This window comes from Humiphilus diazotrophicus, from assembly GCF_059726315.1.
In genome coordinates, this window is the sequence record NZ_AP040869.1 from 202,888 (window position 1) to 219,577 (window position 16,690).

9 protein-coding genes are annotated in these 16,690 nt (G+C 51.4%); 5 read left to right on the plus strand and 4 right to left on the minus strand.

The window, feature by feature from the left end; genetic code table 11:
- The first annotated feature begins 28 nt into the window (after positions 1 to 28).
- A complete protein-coding gene (locus tag AC6I7T_RS00705) occupies positions 29 to 2,269 on the plus strand; it encodes a beta-glucosidase family protein (protein WP_497788280.1) in 2,241 nt (746 codons plus the stop codon).
- Between the two features lie 80 nt (positions 2,270 to 2,349).
- Here AC6I7T_RS00705 and AC6I7T_RS00710 read toward each other — a convergent pair whose 3' ends face one another.
- The 3 genes from AC6I7T_RS00710 to AC6I7T_RS00720 all read right to left on the minus strand — a co-directional run bounded on the left by AC6I7T_RS00710 (position 2,350) and on the right by AC6I7T_RS00720 (position 6,653).
- Positions 2,350 to 4,296 carry an NHL repeat-containing protein gene (locus tag AC6I7T_RS00710; RefSeq protein ID WP_497788330.1) on the minus strand — a complete coding sequence of 649 codons (1,947 nt, stop codon included), beginning with the start codon at positions 4,294 to 4,296 and terminating at the stop codon, positions 2,350 to 2,352.
- A 495-nt stretch (positions 4,297 to 4,791) separates the two neighbouring features.
- Positions 4,792 to 5,601 (minus strand): SDR family oxidoreductase, encoded by an 810-nt coding sequence (locus AC6I7T_RS00715; RefSeq protein ID WP_497788281.1) that lies wholly within the window; start codon positions 5,599 to 5,601, stop codon positions 4,792 to 4,794.
- 188 nt (positions 5,602 to 5,789) lie between these two features.
- Positions 5,790 to 6,653 (minus strand): hypothetical protein, encoded by an 864-nt coding sequence (locus AC6I7T_RS00720; RefSeq protein ID WP_497788283.1) that lies wholly within the window; start codon positions 6,651 to 6,653, stop codon positions 5,790 to 5,792.
- A 373-nt stretch (positions 6,654 to 7,026) separates the two neighbouring features.
- Between AC6I7T_RS00720 and AC6I7T_RS00725 the strand changes: the two genes are divergently transcribed.
- The 4 genes from AC6I7T_RS00725 to AC6I7T_RS00740 all read left to right on the plus strand — a co-directional run bounded on the left by AC6I7T_RS00725 (position 7,027) and on the right by AC6I7T_RS00740 (position 12,909).
- Positions 7,027 to 7,959, plus strand: coding sequence for an RNA polymerase sigma-70 factor (locus tag AC6I7T_RS00725; RefSeq protein WP_497788284.1), 933 nt, complete (start codon positions 7,027 to 7,029; stop codon positions 7,957 to 7,959).
- Between the two features lie 185 nt (positions 7,960 to 8,144).
- Positions 8,145 to 8,477: a PadR family transcriptional regulator gene (locus tag AC6I7T_RS00730; RefSeq protein WP_497788285.1), complete on the plus strand. Its 333-nt coding sequence runs from the start codon at positions 8,145 to 8,147 to the stop codon at positions 8,475 to 8,477.
- A gap of 8 nt (positions 8,478 to 8,485) precedes the next feature.
- Positions 8,486 to 11,134: an ABC transporter permease gene (locus AC6I7T_RS00735; protein WP_497788286.1), complete on the plus strand. Its 2,649-nt coding sequence runs from the start codon at positions 8,486 to 8,488 to the stop codon at positions 11,132 to 11,134.
- Positions 11,135 to 11,814: 680 nt separating this feature from the next.
- On the plus strand, positions 11,815 to 12,909 hold the full coding sequence (locus AC6I7T_RS00740; protein ID WP_497788288.1) for a LacI family DNA-binding transcriptional regulator: 1,095 nt from the start codon (positions 11,815 to 11,817) through the stop codon (positions 12,907 to 12,909).
- Between the two features lie 119 nt (positions 12,910 to 13,028).
- Here AC6I7T_RS00740 and AC6I7T_RS00745 read toward each other — a convergent pair whose 3' ends face one another.
- Positions 13,029 to 16,640 (minus strand): carboxypeptidase-like regulatory domain-containing protein, encoded by a 3,612-nt coding sequence (locus tag AC6I7T_RS00745; RefSeq protein WP_497788289.1) that lies wholly within the window; start codon positions 16,638 to 16,640, stop codon positions 13,029 to 13,031.
- Between the last annotated feature and the right edge of the window lie 50 nt (positions 16,641 to 16,690).

Consider the following 16,690-nt stretch of genomic DNA (forward strand, 5'->3'; position numbering starts at 1 on the left):
CCCCACTACGTCTTTAAGAGGAAAATGCATGAGAGCTGCCAGCTTGGCTCTGGTTGTGCTTGTTGGAATCGGTCTTTGCCATCAGAACGGAAAGGCCGAAACCAATCTTGTCGCCAACACTGATACCCAACAATACCCATGGATGAATCGATCTCTCGATGCGGATACCCGCGCGAATCTCGTGATCCAGCAGATGACCCTAGACGAAAAGATCCAGCTTGTTCATGGCGCAGGCGGCGTAGGTTACGTCCTCTCGGGCGTGTCCCTTCCTGCCGACCACAACCTAGGCGCAGGCTATGTACCAGGGATTCCCCGCTTACGTCTTCCAGCCATCAATCTCGCCGATTCCGCTGTCGGAATACGTATGGGCTCGTTGCAAAGCCGCTACTCTACCCTGCTTCCCTCTGTCCTTGGAATGTCCGCCAGTTGGGACATGGAGGCAGCTTATTTGTACGGCTCCGTTATCGGTCGCGAATTACGAGATCAGGGCTACAACATGTCGATTGGCGGAGGTGTCAACTTGATTCGCGAGCCACGCAATGGCCGGAATTTCGAGTACTCCAGTGAGGACCCTATCCTCTCCGGAATAATGGTCGGAGAGTTGGTACGCGGGCTCCAGTCCAATCACGTCATGGGAGATCTTAAGCATTTTGTGCTGAACGATCAGGAAACGGACAGGGATACGCTGAATGCAAGCCTCAATCCTCGAGCTCTGCGCGAAACAGATCTCCTGGCCTTTCAAATTGCCATCGATATCGCTCAACCGGCGGGGATCATGTGTTCTTACAATCGCGTGAATGGCGACTATGCCTGCGAGAATGACTATACCCTCAACAAGGTCCTCAAGCATGACTTCGGATTTAAGGGCTGGGTTATGTCGGATTGGGGAGGCACACACAGCGCAGTCAAAGCAGCTCTCGCAGGTCTAGACCAGGAACAGGCGGGCGGCAGATACTTCGGAGCTCCATTAAAAGAAGCTGTCCTCCACGGACAAGTCCCGAAGAGCCGGCTGGACGATATGGTTCATCGTGTTGTCCGTAGCATGTTTGCCACCGGGGTTGTCGACGATCCACCCCTTCGCCGCGTAGTCGATCCCTTCCGTGGACGTGACGATGCACAGAAAATTGAAGAGAGAGGTATTGTTCTCCTTCAAAATATCGGCGGCATCCTTCCACTCGATCCAAACAATATTCGCAGCATCGCTGTAATCGGCGGACATGCAGATGTTGGAGTTCTCTCCGGCGGTGGCTCGGCACAAGTCGACCCTCCGGGAGGGAATGCTGCCGATCCTGCTCGCGGAGCTCCACCATGGAACGATACTCCAGTCTATTTCCCCTCGTCTCCATTGCGATATCTGCTTGAGGCAGCCTCACGAAACGCAACAATTACCTATGACAATGGAACAGATATAGCCAGAGCAGCAAAGGCAGCAGCAGGCGCCCAGGTGGTCGTTGTTTTCGCAGAGCAATGGATGGCCGAGGGTCACGATGCCGCCAACCTGGACCTCCCCGGTCGCCAGGATGCCCTGATTACCGCAGTTGCTAAGGCCAATCCTAATGTCATTGTCGTTCTCGAGACCGGTGGCCCAGTTAAGATGCCTTGGGCGAATCAGGTGAAAGGCATACTGGAAGCATGGTATCCGGGTATCGGCGGCGGCCAGGCAATTGCGAATATCCTGTTTGGCCGTGTTAATCCATCCGGGAAGCTTCCTGTCACCTTTGCGGCTACGGAATCCGACCTTCCGCATCCACAGATTCCAGGCATGGCAAATGACAAGAAAGAAACGAGTGAAAGTAATCCAAAGGGTGCAGCTCAATCTGATGCCCCTGTGGTCGACTACAACATAGAAGGATTGACACCCGGATATCGTTGGTTCCAGGTAAAGAGCAAGACACCTCTATTCCCCTTCGGCTTCGGACTCTCGTATACCCGTTTCCACTACTCGAACCTTCAGGTATCTTCCGATGCAAAATCGGTTAGCTTTGAGCTTCGGAACGAAGGTTCTAAACCAGGAGACGAGATCGCTCAAGTTTATGTGACTCTGCCTTCTGCCTCAGAAGAGCCCTTTCGGAAACTAATCGGCTGGAAACGTGTCACTCTTGCCCCGGGAGAGAGCCAACACATCGAAGTGCCTGTTACTCCTCTCTACCTCTTAATCTTTTCAACGGAAGATAATGGATGGCATCGTCTCCCGGGAATGTATCTGTTCGAGGTGGGATCTTCTTCTGTAGACCTGCCACTCAGCACCACATTGACCTTGGGCCGATGAAGCAAAGGAGCGACCAACAGATGGCCGTATGTAGAGCTAATATTACGTACGGCCACCTATTCAGTACTCGAGGGCATCAGCTATTTTGCAGAGTTAAGTGAGGCAGGCGCTGGTGGGGTCCATCTATAAATAATCAGGCTCGTTCCGTTGTAATTATCCTTGGTTACAATATATTCGCCATTCGACCGCAGATAAGCACGAATGCCATACATCGAGTCTACATCGTTTCCCACATACACCGTATCCGGGTTGCTATTCGTAAAGGTTATATCGAGTACGCCGGTTGTAAGATTGAAGACATCGATGTTGGGAACCGTATGCACATAGCCGACAAAGAGATAGTTGCCCGCAGCTGTAATTGCCTTCGGATTAGTGCTGCTCAAGGTAATTACGGGATTGGGCGCCGTAGTGTTGCCTGCTCGCCATCCATGGTATACCTCGATCCTTGTTCCAATCGAACTCCAGTCGGTGCTGCCCACAATCCCTTGCGCCAGAATCATTGTATCGGTCTCAGGGAGGTAAATAATACGGGTCAGCGGAGCGATAGTACTAGGGGTGGGAGTTGAAATACCGCTTCCCCATATCGGCTGGCCACTGCTGCTAAATCCTGTTAAAGGATAGTGCCAAATCGCATTTGTCTTATCCAAACCAGCCCATACATCGCCATGCGAATCCAGACAGAATCCATTTCGTACTCTCGCGGTAGTTCCAAAGGTCGCTCCCGGCAAGGTGGCGCTTGGTGTAGCAATATATCCATTCGCCGAATTGAAATAGAACATATAGAAAATATCCGGATTTTGGCCACCCGCAGCAAGGATCCGATTCGATCCGATTGTGGCCAGCTGACCAAAATGTTCGCCCCGCGAGGGATCGCTGAGGTTAATCCGAGGATCAGAGGGAAAGGTAATGGGATCAATTGTGTTGGCGACAAAACCTCCTCCACCGGACCCGGTATAGATGTTGTTCCCACTGTAGAAATACTCTCCATCGCTCCCCGAATCAGGTGCAGCCACCGCTTCGAAATTGAGAGCTTGAAGAGTCCATTTCAAAGTGCCGGAAGAATCGTAACAATGAACATCGGTGTTGCCATTTCTTCCTAGATCCCAGCTTCCGCCCCATGGATTGTTGAGAACATAAAGATTTCCTGACGAATCCTTTCCAATTCCAACGACGCGAGTGAATCGCTTTGCACCAACTTGGCCTCGTATTCCCGTGGCGCCGTTAAGATAACCGCCCTGAACTCCAAACGTGCCGACCAAACTCGGATTACTCCCGACACTGTAAATCTTGATATTCATGTCAGGCCCCTGATCGCCGACCAGGAGTTGCCCATTAGCCGCATCGAAGTACAACGCAGATGGACGAGCGGTATCCCCCATCTGGATTGTCCCTAATGGTGCTCCTGCCGGGGTAAACCCGAGGACAGTGCCCTTGGTCATTTGCGCTACCCAGACATTGCCTGCACCATCGACCGCCAAAGCTCCAGGACCAGAGACACTGATATCTTGCTGCCAAACACCGCTAGTCGTGAAAACCCGTAAACGATTGCCTGGATAATCGCTTACATAGAGCAACGTTCCGAAGACCCCCAGGCCGGTGATGACATCGGCCTTCTTCTCGGTCGTAGTAGCGCTAACCGGAATAACCAGATCCCGCGTGTGAGTGGATCGGTTATATCGTCCGACACATCCACTTCCCCCGTAAGAAGTGTTGTACTGCAGGGCGGCGAAGAGATAAGTAGCATTACCGCTGATCGCGTCGCCCTGGAATTCGTTGTGCGCGCCTATAGAACCTATGCTTTGCCCGTTTTGATAGATGGCAACTCCACCTGCGTTCTCATCCCACATCGAAGCCGTATAGATCACACCTTCAGGGGCTACCCACATGGCTCGGGCGGCATTGCCCACATGAGCCGCGTTACTGCCAAAAGTATTGCCTACCCATTCCGTGGTGTATTGCCCAAAGCATCCAGGCGAAACCATGGAGAGCAATACGATAAGAACCACGATACTGATGCTTGGCTTCATTGCCATCGTTTATGTTCCCCTCAATCGTTGACAAACTTGCGCTGCTTTCGGAAAGGTTTTAGTTTGAGCTCGGAATGAGTGTCAACATTGTGGAGGAAGATTTTGAAGCATTCAGTTGCGTTTTATTTTTGAACAGTACAAACAGATTTTTCGCACTCACGCGAAAGTTGCTTACAGTAACCAACAGTGTGAAAGAATGACCATTCTCTTTTAAGGCGATGAGCGCAAAACTCTTCTATTGCCAGATTCGAGGATTGTAACTTCATTTTAATGCGTAAAACTCCAGGATGAGCCGCTTAAGACAACGTTTGGGTTTGGATCAGTATGCACCGTATCGTGCGGCCTTGGGATTAAAGAATCTACTCTGACCTTCGACAAAATCGTATTGTGTCCCAAACACCGCAGGTGGAAACGTGGCGACCGGGTCGCTGCTCCAATCTTCGTAATTGTTTACTGAGGCTTGAAGCCGAGTTGAGACCGACTCGACTTCTGCCTCTAGCGGGATGCGCTTACCGCGCCTGTCGTCGACTTTACGGATTGTGTTAGCCAGGTTTCGAAACGGATTTCGCCAAGCCGGGCGTCTTCTCCGGGGACTAGAGTGCGTTCGTCGACTTCAACGCCGAAATAGCCGACTCCAGAGTCCGCAACTACGTTGCGTGGATCGTTGTAAGCACGAAGGCCTTGTCGGACGAATTCATCGAGGCGGAACTGTTCCGGCCCACCTGTTTCAACGGTTCCATTCACAGGTGCACCAACTGCAACCTCTCCAACCGTTGCGGCGACATCATCAGCCGCCATGGGCTGGATGAGCACTGGTGCCAATCGAACAGTCGAACCGTCGCTCGAAACATCTGCGATACTTTTGACAAATTCGAAGAACTGAGTCGCGTGCACAATCGAAAATGGAATCTGAGATTCCTTAATCAGCTTCTCCTGTGCCAGCTTCGCCCTGAAGTATCCGCGAATCGTCTTTTCTCTGTCCGACGGTCTTGGCTTGGCGAGACGATCAGTTCCAACGACAGACAACGCGACGTGGTGTCGCACGCCAGCAGCCAGCTCATACTGAATTAGATTATTCGTCGCAGTAGTAAAGAAGTTTAGTGCTGCAACTTCTTCGAACGAGGGGGAGTTCGACACATCTACAACAACGGAAGCTCCCTTCAATACCTCGGCGAGTCCCTCGCAAGTGAGAGTGTTGACTCCAGAATTGGGCGACGCTGGTACGGCGTCGTGCCGCTTGTCGCGAAGTTTGTTGATAAGCTTTGACCCAATGAGGCCGGTACCGCCGATCACTACGATTTTCATAATTCTCCCTTTCGAACCTGGTCTAAACTATCGATCTTCTGTACTCGCTATGACCAGACACCCCCGCTGTTTGTGACATTGTGTGGAACAAAATTCTGCTCAATCACTCAACCGAAAATTTCGCAGGCAAGGACGGCGGAAGATAAACCGCAGGTAATTCAAACGATTGCAGGTGGGATCTCCCCGGTTCAACTGAGCCATTCTGCTAAATTGAGGAAGTAGGTCTCTGTATCGGCCCGGGCTTGAGGGTTGTTCTTTAGTCCACTTCCCACAGGTTCAGTGACAAAGGATGGGCATCCCTTGTCGGGATCCAGATTGAAATCAAGAAAGTGATGAAAACTGGAATCGACAATCGCGCGCCCTTGTTCCCCGTCCCTCTCGAACGCCAGCACCAGGTTGAATATGCGCCCCGTGAGAATCCTTGTGCCGGTTGCAATTACGCGACCGGACTTGACGCTGCTGGGAATCGAATTCGTACCTTCATGAGGATGGGAAGGAAGCAGTTCAATTCTGCCGGACCTATTTAGGTCACTTCGCATCACGGGATGGATGGGTTCGGTCACGGTGACATGCTGATAATCGCCATTCTTGCCAGAGTGGTAATTGGGGTAAGAGATCGAAGGTGTTTCAGTGTCATCCACGACCAAGCGTGTGGGATCCAACTCAAGATTCCGGCTATGGAAATGATGAGCATCGCCGATGCCTCCAAGTGAGCAGAGAGACAGTCCTAAATCCTGATGATCGCGAGATGTCAACAGTCCTCCGCCTCGTGCGCGAAATCGGGCGATAGCCTCGCACTCCCTTGGGGTTATACCCCCGCCAACATCGACTCCAAATAGCCACAATTGATCAAAATCGGTTTCGTCCAGCCTTTTTAGGACACTGTCGTCGACATTGCCCGGGTTATCGCGATTCCTACTAGCAACTTCGAACTTGCGATTGCCATGATCGTCCGAATAGGCTGAAAGGATCTCGGCGAGTGTGGAGAACCGTTCGATCGACCAGTCGTCTTGTATATATGGAATCGTCGTTTGCAAGAGAATTTTCTTCATCCTTAAGCCTTTCTGCTAATTGCTAAGAAGCTTTCGGTTCGGCGATCCGGAAGGTTAATACCGCCATTACCCAAATGACATGGGCGATCCAAGCGGAAACAAAGTGATAATAATAGCCGAGACATGCAACACGTATGGCAGTATTCCCCTCTAAGTACGTCTGAATCGCCTTTTGAGATTGATCCCGACGCTTGCGCACCGACCATGGCTTGATGGACAGAGGAAGAGCTGCGCATGAATTTTGAATTGTACTATCCGCCTTCTCCACAAAATGAAAGTTCCGATGAACAACGGAATAACACTTCTGAGTATGCGATTTGTTCACGATGGGTTTCATTCAAACAACCATGACCGATAGACTATATCCATCGCAATGGCAGAAGAACAAATATCGGAAACCGCTCCACATAATACAGATACTAACGAACACAGCGATGGTCTCCTGGCCTTTGACAAAGTGCGTCCGCGCTTATTCGGCATTGCATACCGCATGCTCGGAAGTGCGGCTGAGGCTGAAGATATAGTTCAAGATGTTTGGTTGCGTTGGCAATCTACCGATCGTAGTGCCGTAGAAAATCCGCCTGCTTTCCTGGCTACGATAACGACACGAATGTGTATCAATTACGCGCAGAGCGCCCAATCTCGGCGAGAAACCTACGTAGGCCCCTGGCTTCCCGAGCCAGTGGATACAACCAGCGATCCCTCATTAGGGGCGGAGCGCAGTGAAGCATTGGGGCTTGCAGTCCTCCTACTTCTTGAGAAACTGACTCCTGCAGAACGCGCCGCATATGTTCTGCGAGAGGCATTCGATTACTCTCATCGCGAAATCGCAGATATTTTGCAGATAGAGGAAGCAAACGCCAGGCAGCTGGTTTCCCGGGCGCGTAAACATATTGCAAACGGGAGGCGTACACCTGCCAATTCTGACGAACAGCGTCGCCTTCTGGAGGCCTTTATCGATGCTGCCCAAAAGGGAGATTTAGCTGCTCTTGAAAGCTTCTTGGCTGCGGATGTTGTCTCTTATTCAGATGGCGGAGGTATTGTACGAACGGCAGCCCGGGCCCCGGTCTCTGGTCGCGAACGCGTAGCAAAGTTCATTGCCGCTTTTGCTTTACATTTCTGGGCGGGCATAACGCTTAGGTGGATTGAAACAAACGGACAGGCTTCTGTTCTTTTGACGCGCGATGGCATTCCCGTCGCACTTGCGACGATCGATGCTTCAGCACAAGGCATTGATCAGATTATGTGGATAATGAGGCCAAGCAAGCTCGCAGCAATTCCGACAGCGTGGCTGAATCGAGGATAATAAGTGTCGAGAAGAGCAGGAGCTGTTATGAATGGAAATAAGCACACAAGAGCGCTGCACTGTCCAAGCATTCGTCGGCCTCGCCATTTGTAAGAAGAGCACGATCCCTCGGGTGACTCTTTCTCCTATTGACATTCAATATGACGAACATCAATACTCATATCGTCAATCGATAGGAAGAATAGATGAGTCCCAAACAGGCAAACCTGCTGCAAGGCACGCTTGACTTATTGGTTTTGGAGGCGCTTGGTCCCGGAGAACTGCATGGCCTGGGTATATCGCGTCGTATCGAACAAATCACCCGAGGCACATTTCTCGTCAAACCGGGCTCACTTTTCCCCGCACTTCATCGCATGGAAGAAGCAGGCTGGTTGAGTTCGTTCTGGGGCGAGTCGGAGAACAACCGTCGCGCGAAGTATTACCGGTTCACCAAAGCGGGGAAACTCCAGCTTGAAGTAGAAACCGAACAATGGGCAACAGTGGCTCTGGCGATGACCAATGCTCTGAAGGCTACGTAAGGAAAGCAATGAAACTCTGGTCTCGCCTCAAAAGCACCTTCAGAAATCTCTTTTATAAGTCCAGTGTTGAGGATCCACTTGAGGCTGAACTTCATTCCTACATAGATATGATTGTGGACGAACGGATCGCAGCCGGTATGTCCGTGTCCGAGGCCCGGCGCACTACTCTGGCCGAATTCGGTGGAGTCGAGCAGGTGAAGCAGGCAGTCCGAGATCAGCGCGCTGGTACGGGGCTGGGAATATTCTGGCAGGATGTTCGCTTTGGCCTGCGTCAACTGCGGCGCAAGCCTGGCTTAACACTTTCCGCAGTAGCTGCACTTGCTCTTGGAATCGGTGCAAACACCGCGATCTTCTCTGTGGTGAATACTGTCCTGCTTAGGCCGCTCACCTATCCCGACGCGGATCGTCTGGTGAATTTTCTGGCGCCTTCGACTGTCATTGCCAATGACCTTCATAACATCCCAGAGTTTCATTTCTTCGAACGACAAACGAGCCTATTTAAAGAGGTCGCGGCATTCGACAACGCAGGCCCCGGTTTCAACCTCACCGGCGCTCACCCGGAGGAAGTTCATGGGATTCATGTTACAGAGGGTTACTTCCGCATATATGGCGCGCCCCTGATACTCGGACGAACTTTCACGCAGCAGGAGGACTCGCCTCACGGCGGAAAAGTTGTTGTACTGAGTTACGGACTATGGCAGCGCAAGTTTGGCGGCAACCGCGCCATCGTGGGGAAATCTATCTCGCTGGGTAATGAGCCTTACACTGTCGTGGGCGTAATCGGAAAAGATTTTGTCACTGACGTGCCAGCTGACCTCTGGATGCCGTTCCAGTTCGACCCTGTCAGCACTGACATGAACCACTTTTTTTTCGTGACCGGATTACTCCAACCCGGCGTCACCCTCGCTCAAGCCAATGCTGGACTACTAGCGGCGAGCCCGGAGTATCACCGCGAATATCCAAACTCAGACCCGCGAGCGCACTTTAGCGTTGGATCCCTGCGCGATAGCATCATCGGCGATGCGCACAATTCGTTGCTGATGATGCTGGGCGCGGTGGGATTGGTGCTCTTAATCTCCTGCGCGAATGTCGCTAATTTGTTGCTGGTGCACGCCACAGTCCGCAAGCGTGAGTTTGCGATCCGTTCCGCGTTGGGAGCGGGTCGGGGACGCATCGTCCAGCAGTTGTTGACCGAGAGTGTATTACTGTCCCTGTCTGGCGGCATTTTAGGCCTGGCTCTCGGCATTCTGGGAGTGCGGGGCCTACTGGCGGTAAGCCCTGCCGGACTGCCTCGAATTGGCGAAAACGGCTCCGCGATCAGCGTTGATTGGCGCGTTCTCGGTTTCACCCTCGGCGTCTCATTACTAACCGGCATTCTTTTTGGAGTGTTCCCCGCCTTCAGCGCCTCGCGCTGCGATTTGAATTCCACGCTCAAAGAGAACGGCAACCACTCCGGCACTGGATTCCGTGCAGGAAAGGCCCGCTCACTGTTGGTCGTCAGTGAAATATCTCTGGCGCTGGTGCTACTGATCGGCTCGGCGCTACTTATCCGAACATTCAACGCCCTGCACGGCGTTGATCCCGGCTTCGATTCTCACCATGTTCTGACCATGGAGATGTCTCTCAACGGTCCACTCTACCAGCATACGGACGGCTTGACGCAGCTTCTGAGAGATGGCCGCAACCGGCTCAACGCATTGCCGGGAGTGGGGCTTGCTGGCGCCGGCTTTTGGCTGCCTATCGATATCGAAGATGCCGCGGGCTTTCGTATCGTTGGAAGGCCGGGCGAAAAACACTGCTGTACAAGTAAGTGGATGAGCATCACGCCGGGTTATCTGAGCCTCTTCAAAATCCCCGTCCTTCGTGGACGCGACTTTACTGAAAATGACAACGCCGACGCGCCCGGTGTCGATCTCATCAATGAAGCTTTCGCGAGGAAATTCTTCCCCCACGAAGATCCCATAGGGCAACACATCCGGCACGGCAAGAGGATTGAAACGATCATCGGCGTTGTTGCTGACTTCCACGACAACGGTCTTGCGAAGCCTGCTAATGCAATGATTATTGCTCCCATTGCCCAGGTTTCAGATGACTATAACGCTGCCTACGCCAATATCCAGCCGCTCTTCTGGCTGGTGCGAACCCATGGCGATCCGCACGCCTCCGTTTCCGCCATTACGGAAGAGTTGCGCATTGCAAGTAATGGATTCCCTGTGGCGCATATTCGGACCATGGACGAAGTGATGGGCCGCTCCACTGCGCGGCAGAGCTTCAACATGCTGCTTCTCACCATCTTCGGCGCGGTCGCCCTGGTTCTGGCTGCCATCGGAATCTATGGCCTCATGGCCTATTCCGTCGAACAACGCACGCAGGAAATGGGCATCCGCATGGCTCTTGGCGCGGACCGATCCATCATTCGTAGACTGGTCGTCTGGCAGGGCATGAGGCTCGCGCTTATCGGTGTAATGCTTGGTATCGCTATGTCCTTCGGTCTAACTCGCCTCCTATCCACCTTCCTCTTCGGAGTCAGGCCTTGGGACCCTGTGGTGTTCCTATCTGCCCCTCTCGTTCTTGCCGCAACGGCTTCGCTCGCCGCGTGGCTGCCTGCCGTGCGCGCCTCCAAGGTCACGCCCATGCAGGCGTTGCGCGCGGAGTAATTCGGAAATTATTCTATATGTCTCTTCTTCGCCAAAACTTTCTTGTAGAGCAGAGCAGAATTCGATAAATACATCGCCCTGAAATGGGCGGCTAATGTTTAACTTGATTTGGAGTGACGCTCAGTAATTGGGCCTGTTGTAGCTCTTTCAACTATCCTATTGTTGTCTAGCTTGCATATTTGAAATTGAGACCTCGAACCTTCGTTGAGGGACTTAAGATGATCATGCCTTATACCAAGCATCGCCACCAATGCTTGGTCGGTCGTCTTGGTGGCGCAACACATCATCAATAGCTGGCACACCTCTCTGCCCCGTGTTTCTGAACCGTTTTCACCGATACTACGTCCTGACAGAGGAATGCAAAAAGCGGCATTTTTCTTCTCAACACGTCAACAGCAGACCTGTTGAAGGTCCCGGCTTGACGGAAAATCCGCTCCGCGATTCATTCTCGCCAATACTCCTTTTGTGAAAACAGTCTGACAGCACCAGCGCCAAAGTAACGATATATAGAACCGATTTGGTTACATATCATCAAGTGTTGCCACATTCGGACAGTGATATAGAGGCTCGGCATCAACAAGAGCGATTGGCTTTCCGGCTGTGCACCGGTGCCGTCGGATGGCTGCGTAAGCCACTATAATCCTTTCCATTTATCCGCTATCCAGCTAGTCTATTTAACGATGAAACATCGTAAAGAGGAAACCGGCTCCGTAACCATACGGCAAATTGCTAAACAGGCAGGAGTATCGTTAGGTACGGTTTCCCATGTTCTAAACAATTCGGCAAAGGTCCGAGAAGCTCTTCGGTCCAAAGTGATGGCGGCGGTAAAAGATCTGGGCTATGAACCAAGCCAACTCGCACGCGGATTAAGCCGGAATGCGATGGATCTTCTCGGAATGATTGTTCCAGATATCACCAACCCATTCTTTCCCGGAGTTGTACGGGGAGCAGAAGACGTGGCCTTTAAGCATGGCCAACGTCTCATCCTCTGCAATACCGACAATGATCCCGACAAGGAGATCTCCTACTTCTCCGATCTTCGCGCCTTTCGTGCATCGGGAGTCCTAATCATTCCCGCCCTCGAAACCAAGGTGATCGAAGCTATTCGTCCGGGAGGTCCTCCCGTTGTTTTTGTTGCCCGTTATCCAGAACACTGGACTGGCGACTCCGTCGTTGCCGACAATGACAGCGGCGGCTATCAGGCAGGAAAGCATCTTCTCCAGCTGGGACATCGCAATTTCGGAGTAATCAGCGGTCCACTCCACCTCAGCACCTCACGCTCACGACTTGAAGGGTTCAAGCGCGCACTAAACAACTCTGGGATCAAACTCATTCCGGAATTCGTACAGGAAGCACGCTTTAACAGCGAGAGTGGGCATATGGCTGCATTACGGCTTTTCCAGATGCTGCCTCGGCCCACAGCCATTTTCGCGGCTAATGATCTGATGGCAATTGGAGCCCTTGCAGCTGTTCACGAAATGAATCTTCGTTGTCCCGAAGATGTTTCGATTGTCGGCTTCGACAACCTCGAAATTGCACCCTTCACAGCTCCAGCCCTGACGACGATCCATGAATCCGGATACCAGATGGGGGCAACAGCTTGCAGGTTACTCTTGGAACGGATAGAGAAGACAGATACACCTCCAAACAAACTTGTCTTACCTGTGGAATTACGCGTTCGCAGTTCCTCGTCACACTCCAGCGTCGTTAAGCAGGAAGCCCCGAAAGGTAAAAGCAACGCCAAGCAATCCCCCTCTGCAAGGAGGAGCAAATAATATCTATCTAATGGAATTAAGCCGGCCATCGCTCTCAAACAAGCGGAAAAGAGGCGGCACATCGGATGTAGAAACAAGAAAAGCCACACCTGAGGTGTGACTTTTCTTCAGGATACACACTAAAAGACATATTTTGCCGAGAACTGATAGAAGCGCGAATCAGGTGTAAACGCCATCGGCTGGCGCACACTCAAGATCTGACCTCCTGAACTGCCGTCATTACTCTGTCCCGGAATGTTATATGACGGGGTATTGAGCAAATTAAAAATGTCCGCCCGAAGTTGAAGATAGTGCTTCTCCTCAAAGTGAAAACGCTTAAAGAAGGACATATCTATACGCTCGTACCCTGGTCCGGCAATAGAGAGTCTCTTCCCTCCCCCATATTGAATGGCCGTTGCCGCGTCGGTGATTGTCAATCCTGTTTTGTTCCCCGATAAAGGATTGGCAAATGCACAGGGATTGTACCAGTGAGCAACAGTACGTGTTTTCGCGGCACAGGTGATGCTCGGATTGGTAGGATCTGGTGTCCCTCCTGAAGAGAAGATATCTCGCACAGGATAGGCAAATGCATTCGCTAGCCCGGCCGCTGAGCTAAAGTTTGATGGCGTAACTGAGAAGGGGAAACCAGTTTGCGCGCGGAATGTCAGAGTTGAGGACCAACCTCCCACGAAAAGATCTTTCACCCCCGGTGTGTTGACATGCCTTCTGCCTACTCCAAACGGCAGCTCATAGTTTCCGTTAAAGGCAAAACGATGACGGACATCGAACCCTGAATTCGAATACTCGGCGCCGAGCGGAATAATCCCTGGTGCACGATATCCGACGTCACTGGTTTCGGCTAAATCAGCCTGCGCATTATCTAACGAATGCGCATAGGTGTAAGCGGCTAGAAAGGTGATGCCATTGAAATATCGCCTTTCGAGCGATGCCTGCAACGAATTGTAGCTACTGCTTCCGGCTGACATTGTGTAGTTGGTAGAAGAAAAGTGCGGAAACGGCCTTGCGGGATTGGTGTTGCTACCTGTCGCCATGAGTGTTCTCGGGCGATTCGGATCGTACTCAACTTGCAAATGGCGAGTAACTCCACCAACATAGGCCAAGGTCGCAGTTGTGTTCTTGTCGACCAGGTACTGCACAGCCAGATTAAATTGCTGGCTATAGGGAATTTTTTGGTTGAGCTCCGCTCCAGTCAGCAAAGGGGTTGTGACCGCATTGAGCAGGCCCGATGAGATTTGCGAGGTAAAGCCTGTTTCCAGACGTATGCCATTGGAAACGCAAGCTCCATACTTACATCCAGTATTCGGGAAATTTGAGGTGAAATTGAAAGGCACATTCTGCCCCAGATTCACTCCAGGACCGATCCCCTCGAGTCCACCAAGAAAGATGCCGTAGCCTCCGCGCAAGACCAACTTGTCAGTCGGAGAATATGCAAAGCCGATGCGCGGAGTAAAGTTCAGTTTCTGAGCATTCACCAGGCTTCGATTATTGCTGTATTCCAGCGTCAGATGATCCAAGGCGATGTAATTGAGGAAGACAGGAGGCAGTGCAATTCCCTGTTTCGATTTTGGAAGAACGAAGTTCGCAGTTCCAGACCCAGCACTAAGTGGTCCTGTCGGATAATAACTTGCCTGATTGTCATTTCGTTCAAAATAGGGCTGCGGGAATTCATAACGAACTCCTACGTTAATCGTCAGCTTCGGTTTTGCTTTCCAATCATCTTGCACATATGCCGTCCGATACCACTGAACATTGTCCGTATTGAATGTTGGAGTGATCGTCGCACTCGCCATGTAGTTCGCGAGGAAATCGGCGGCGCCCCAACCCGTGGTTGTAATACCGTTGCCAGAGGTCAACGTTGGCGCGCTTGTGTATACGCCTGTGTAGCTGTAGCTTCCAAAAGGCGAGGTAGGTTTCGTCTCGGAGACACGGATGCGCTGAAAATTGAACCCGAATTTCAGCGCATGATTTCCCATAACACGGGTTACGTTATCGAGAACCTGCCAAACATTCTCATACTCGAATCCCGGGTAATAGGCCGGAGTACCAAAGGCCGGCAAGGAACTGACAGACATTGTCGGAAGCCCGCCTAAGCTGGCATCGGGAGTAAAGGTCGGAATCCCCCCCAAACCGAAGGAGTTGGCGATAGTCGCACTATTTCTATGTGGATAGCGTGCCAAATGCCCATAGTTGTAACCAAACCGAAATTCATTAACGAGAAGAGGAGAAAAGATGTGTGTTTCGCTCAAAGCAAAATTCTCGCCTAGATTGCCAGTAGGCCCTCCTCCTCCGTTCAAAACGGAGCCCAGGATGGACGGAGTAAACATCCGTTCATTCAAATAGCTATAACGAACAAATGCCTGGTCTTTTTCGTTGATATTCCAATCCAAGCGGGCATCCCACTGCGCCACATCGTCCGTAGTTTTCAGGACTCCAGTGTAGTTGTTTTGAATCGTTGAGCTGTTGTTGTTTGGTAATGGAAACGCGTTCAAGATGTTGAGCGCAGCCTGGCTCATTTGGGAGGCGCAAAATACATTCACCTGGCCATTACAAGACAGCACGTAGGGATTACTTGCCGGATTCTTTGCATAGGTGCTGGGCGAAGGCCCTCCTGCAGAACCTGGTTGATAGAGAAAGATCCGATTCCCGGTTCCTGTCAGGCTTCCGCTCAACAGTTCGCTGAAATCGCCGGTTCTCATCTTGCTTGTCGGAACCGTAGTTGTAGTGGGAGTTCCCTGGACAATCCGGTTCGCCTCGGTATCAACAAAGAAAAAGAGCTTATTGCGAAAGATCGGACCGCCTAGCATTCCGCCAAACTGATTCTGATGATAAGGAGGGACAGTAGGTGTATACGGAATCGCCGTACGAGTATTGAGCTTGTCATTGCGGAAATACTCCCAGAGCGCACCGTGCAGGGAGTTCGTACCCGACTTGAGACTGGCGTTTACCACTGCTCCGGCGGAATGACCAAACTCAGCCGTGTAGTTTGTTGTCTGCACCTTATATTGGGCTAAGGCATCAGCTGGTGGACGAACGATATAACTGGACCCATTTAGAAAGTCAGGGAAGTTTGTGTTGTTATCCACTCCATCTAATATGAAGTTATTTTGGGCCTCTCTTTGACCATTCGCAGAGAAATCTCCTTTTTGCTGTCCTTTGGAACCATTCGATGGAGCCACACCTGCTGAAAGTTGAGCTACATACACCCAGTTCCTTCCACTTATAGGAGTCTCATCAATAACCTTCGCGGTAATTATTTGCCCGACCGAAGCCTCTTCTGTCTGTAAGAGCGGACCGGCGCTCGACACGGATACCGTCTCAGAGACAGATTGAGGAGGTAATTTCAGACTTACATTCATGCGTTGCTGAATATTTAAGTGGAGATCATTCTGCACGCTACTTCCAAATCCAGAAGCTTTGGCGACGATTTTGTAGGTCCCAATCTTGACCGGCGAAAATACATATACACCATCATTATTTGTTGTCGTCTTCAAGATCAGCCCTGTGTCTATGCTGATCAGGGTGACCTCAGCCCTTGGAATTAACGCATCCGCGGAGTCGGTGATCACCCCGGTGATAGTTCCCTGATCTGCCTGACCGAATATAGACGATGGAAGAAATAGTAGAAATATTGCGGATACGAAGAGGAAGAGCCGCCAGCCCGTAAACACTTGAGACCTGCCAAGCGCACTGCCAATGCGCATACTCATCTCAACCATTTTATTCGTTTTCATAATTAAACCCTTATTTTTGAAACGGTTCACTTTCTCATTAGAAAAATTGT

What these genes read in the sequence shown, in the direction of transcription:
- AC6I7T_RS00705 (WP_497788280.1), top strand. Translation starts at nt 29, where the DNA reads ATGAGAGCTGCCAGCTTGGCTCTGGTTGTGCTTGTTGGAATCGGTCTT.
- AC6I7T_RS00710 (WP_497788330.1), bottom strand. Translation starts at nt 4,296, where the DNA reads ATGAAGCCAAGCATCAGTATCGTGGTTCTTATCGTATTGCTCTCCATG.
- AC6I7T_RS00715 (WP_497788281.1), bottom strand. Translation starts at nt 5,601, where the DNA reads ATGAAAATCGTAGTGATCGGCGGTACCGGCCTCATTGGGTCAAAGCTT.
- AC6I7T_RS00720 (WP_497788283.1), bottom strand. Translation starts at nt 6,653, where the DNA reads ATGAAGAAAATTCTCTTGCAAACGACGATTCCATATATACAAGACGAC.
- AC6I7T_RS00725 (WP_497788284.1), top strand. Translation starts at nt 7,027, where the DNA reads ATGGCAGAAGAACAAATATCGGAAACCGCTCCACATAATACAGATACT.
- AC6I7T_RS00730 (WP_497788285.1), top strand. Translation starts at nt 8,145, where the DNA reads ATGAGTCCCAAACAGGCAAACCTGCTGCAAGGCACGCTTGACTTATTG.
- AC6I7T_RS00735 (WP_497788286.1), top strand. Translation starts at nt 8,486, where the DNA reads ATGAAACTCTGGTCTCGCCTCAAAAGCACCTTCAGAAATCTCTTTTAT.
- AC6I7T_RS00740 (WP_497788288.1), top strand. Translation starts at nt 11,815, where the DNA reads ATGAAACATCGTAAAGAGGAAACCGGCTCCGTAACCATACGGCAAATT.
- AC6I7T_RS00745 (WP_497788289.1), bottom strand. Translation starts at nt 16,640, where the DNA reads ATGAAAACGAATAAAATGGTTGAGATGAGTATGCGCATTGGCAGTGCG.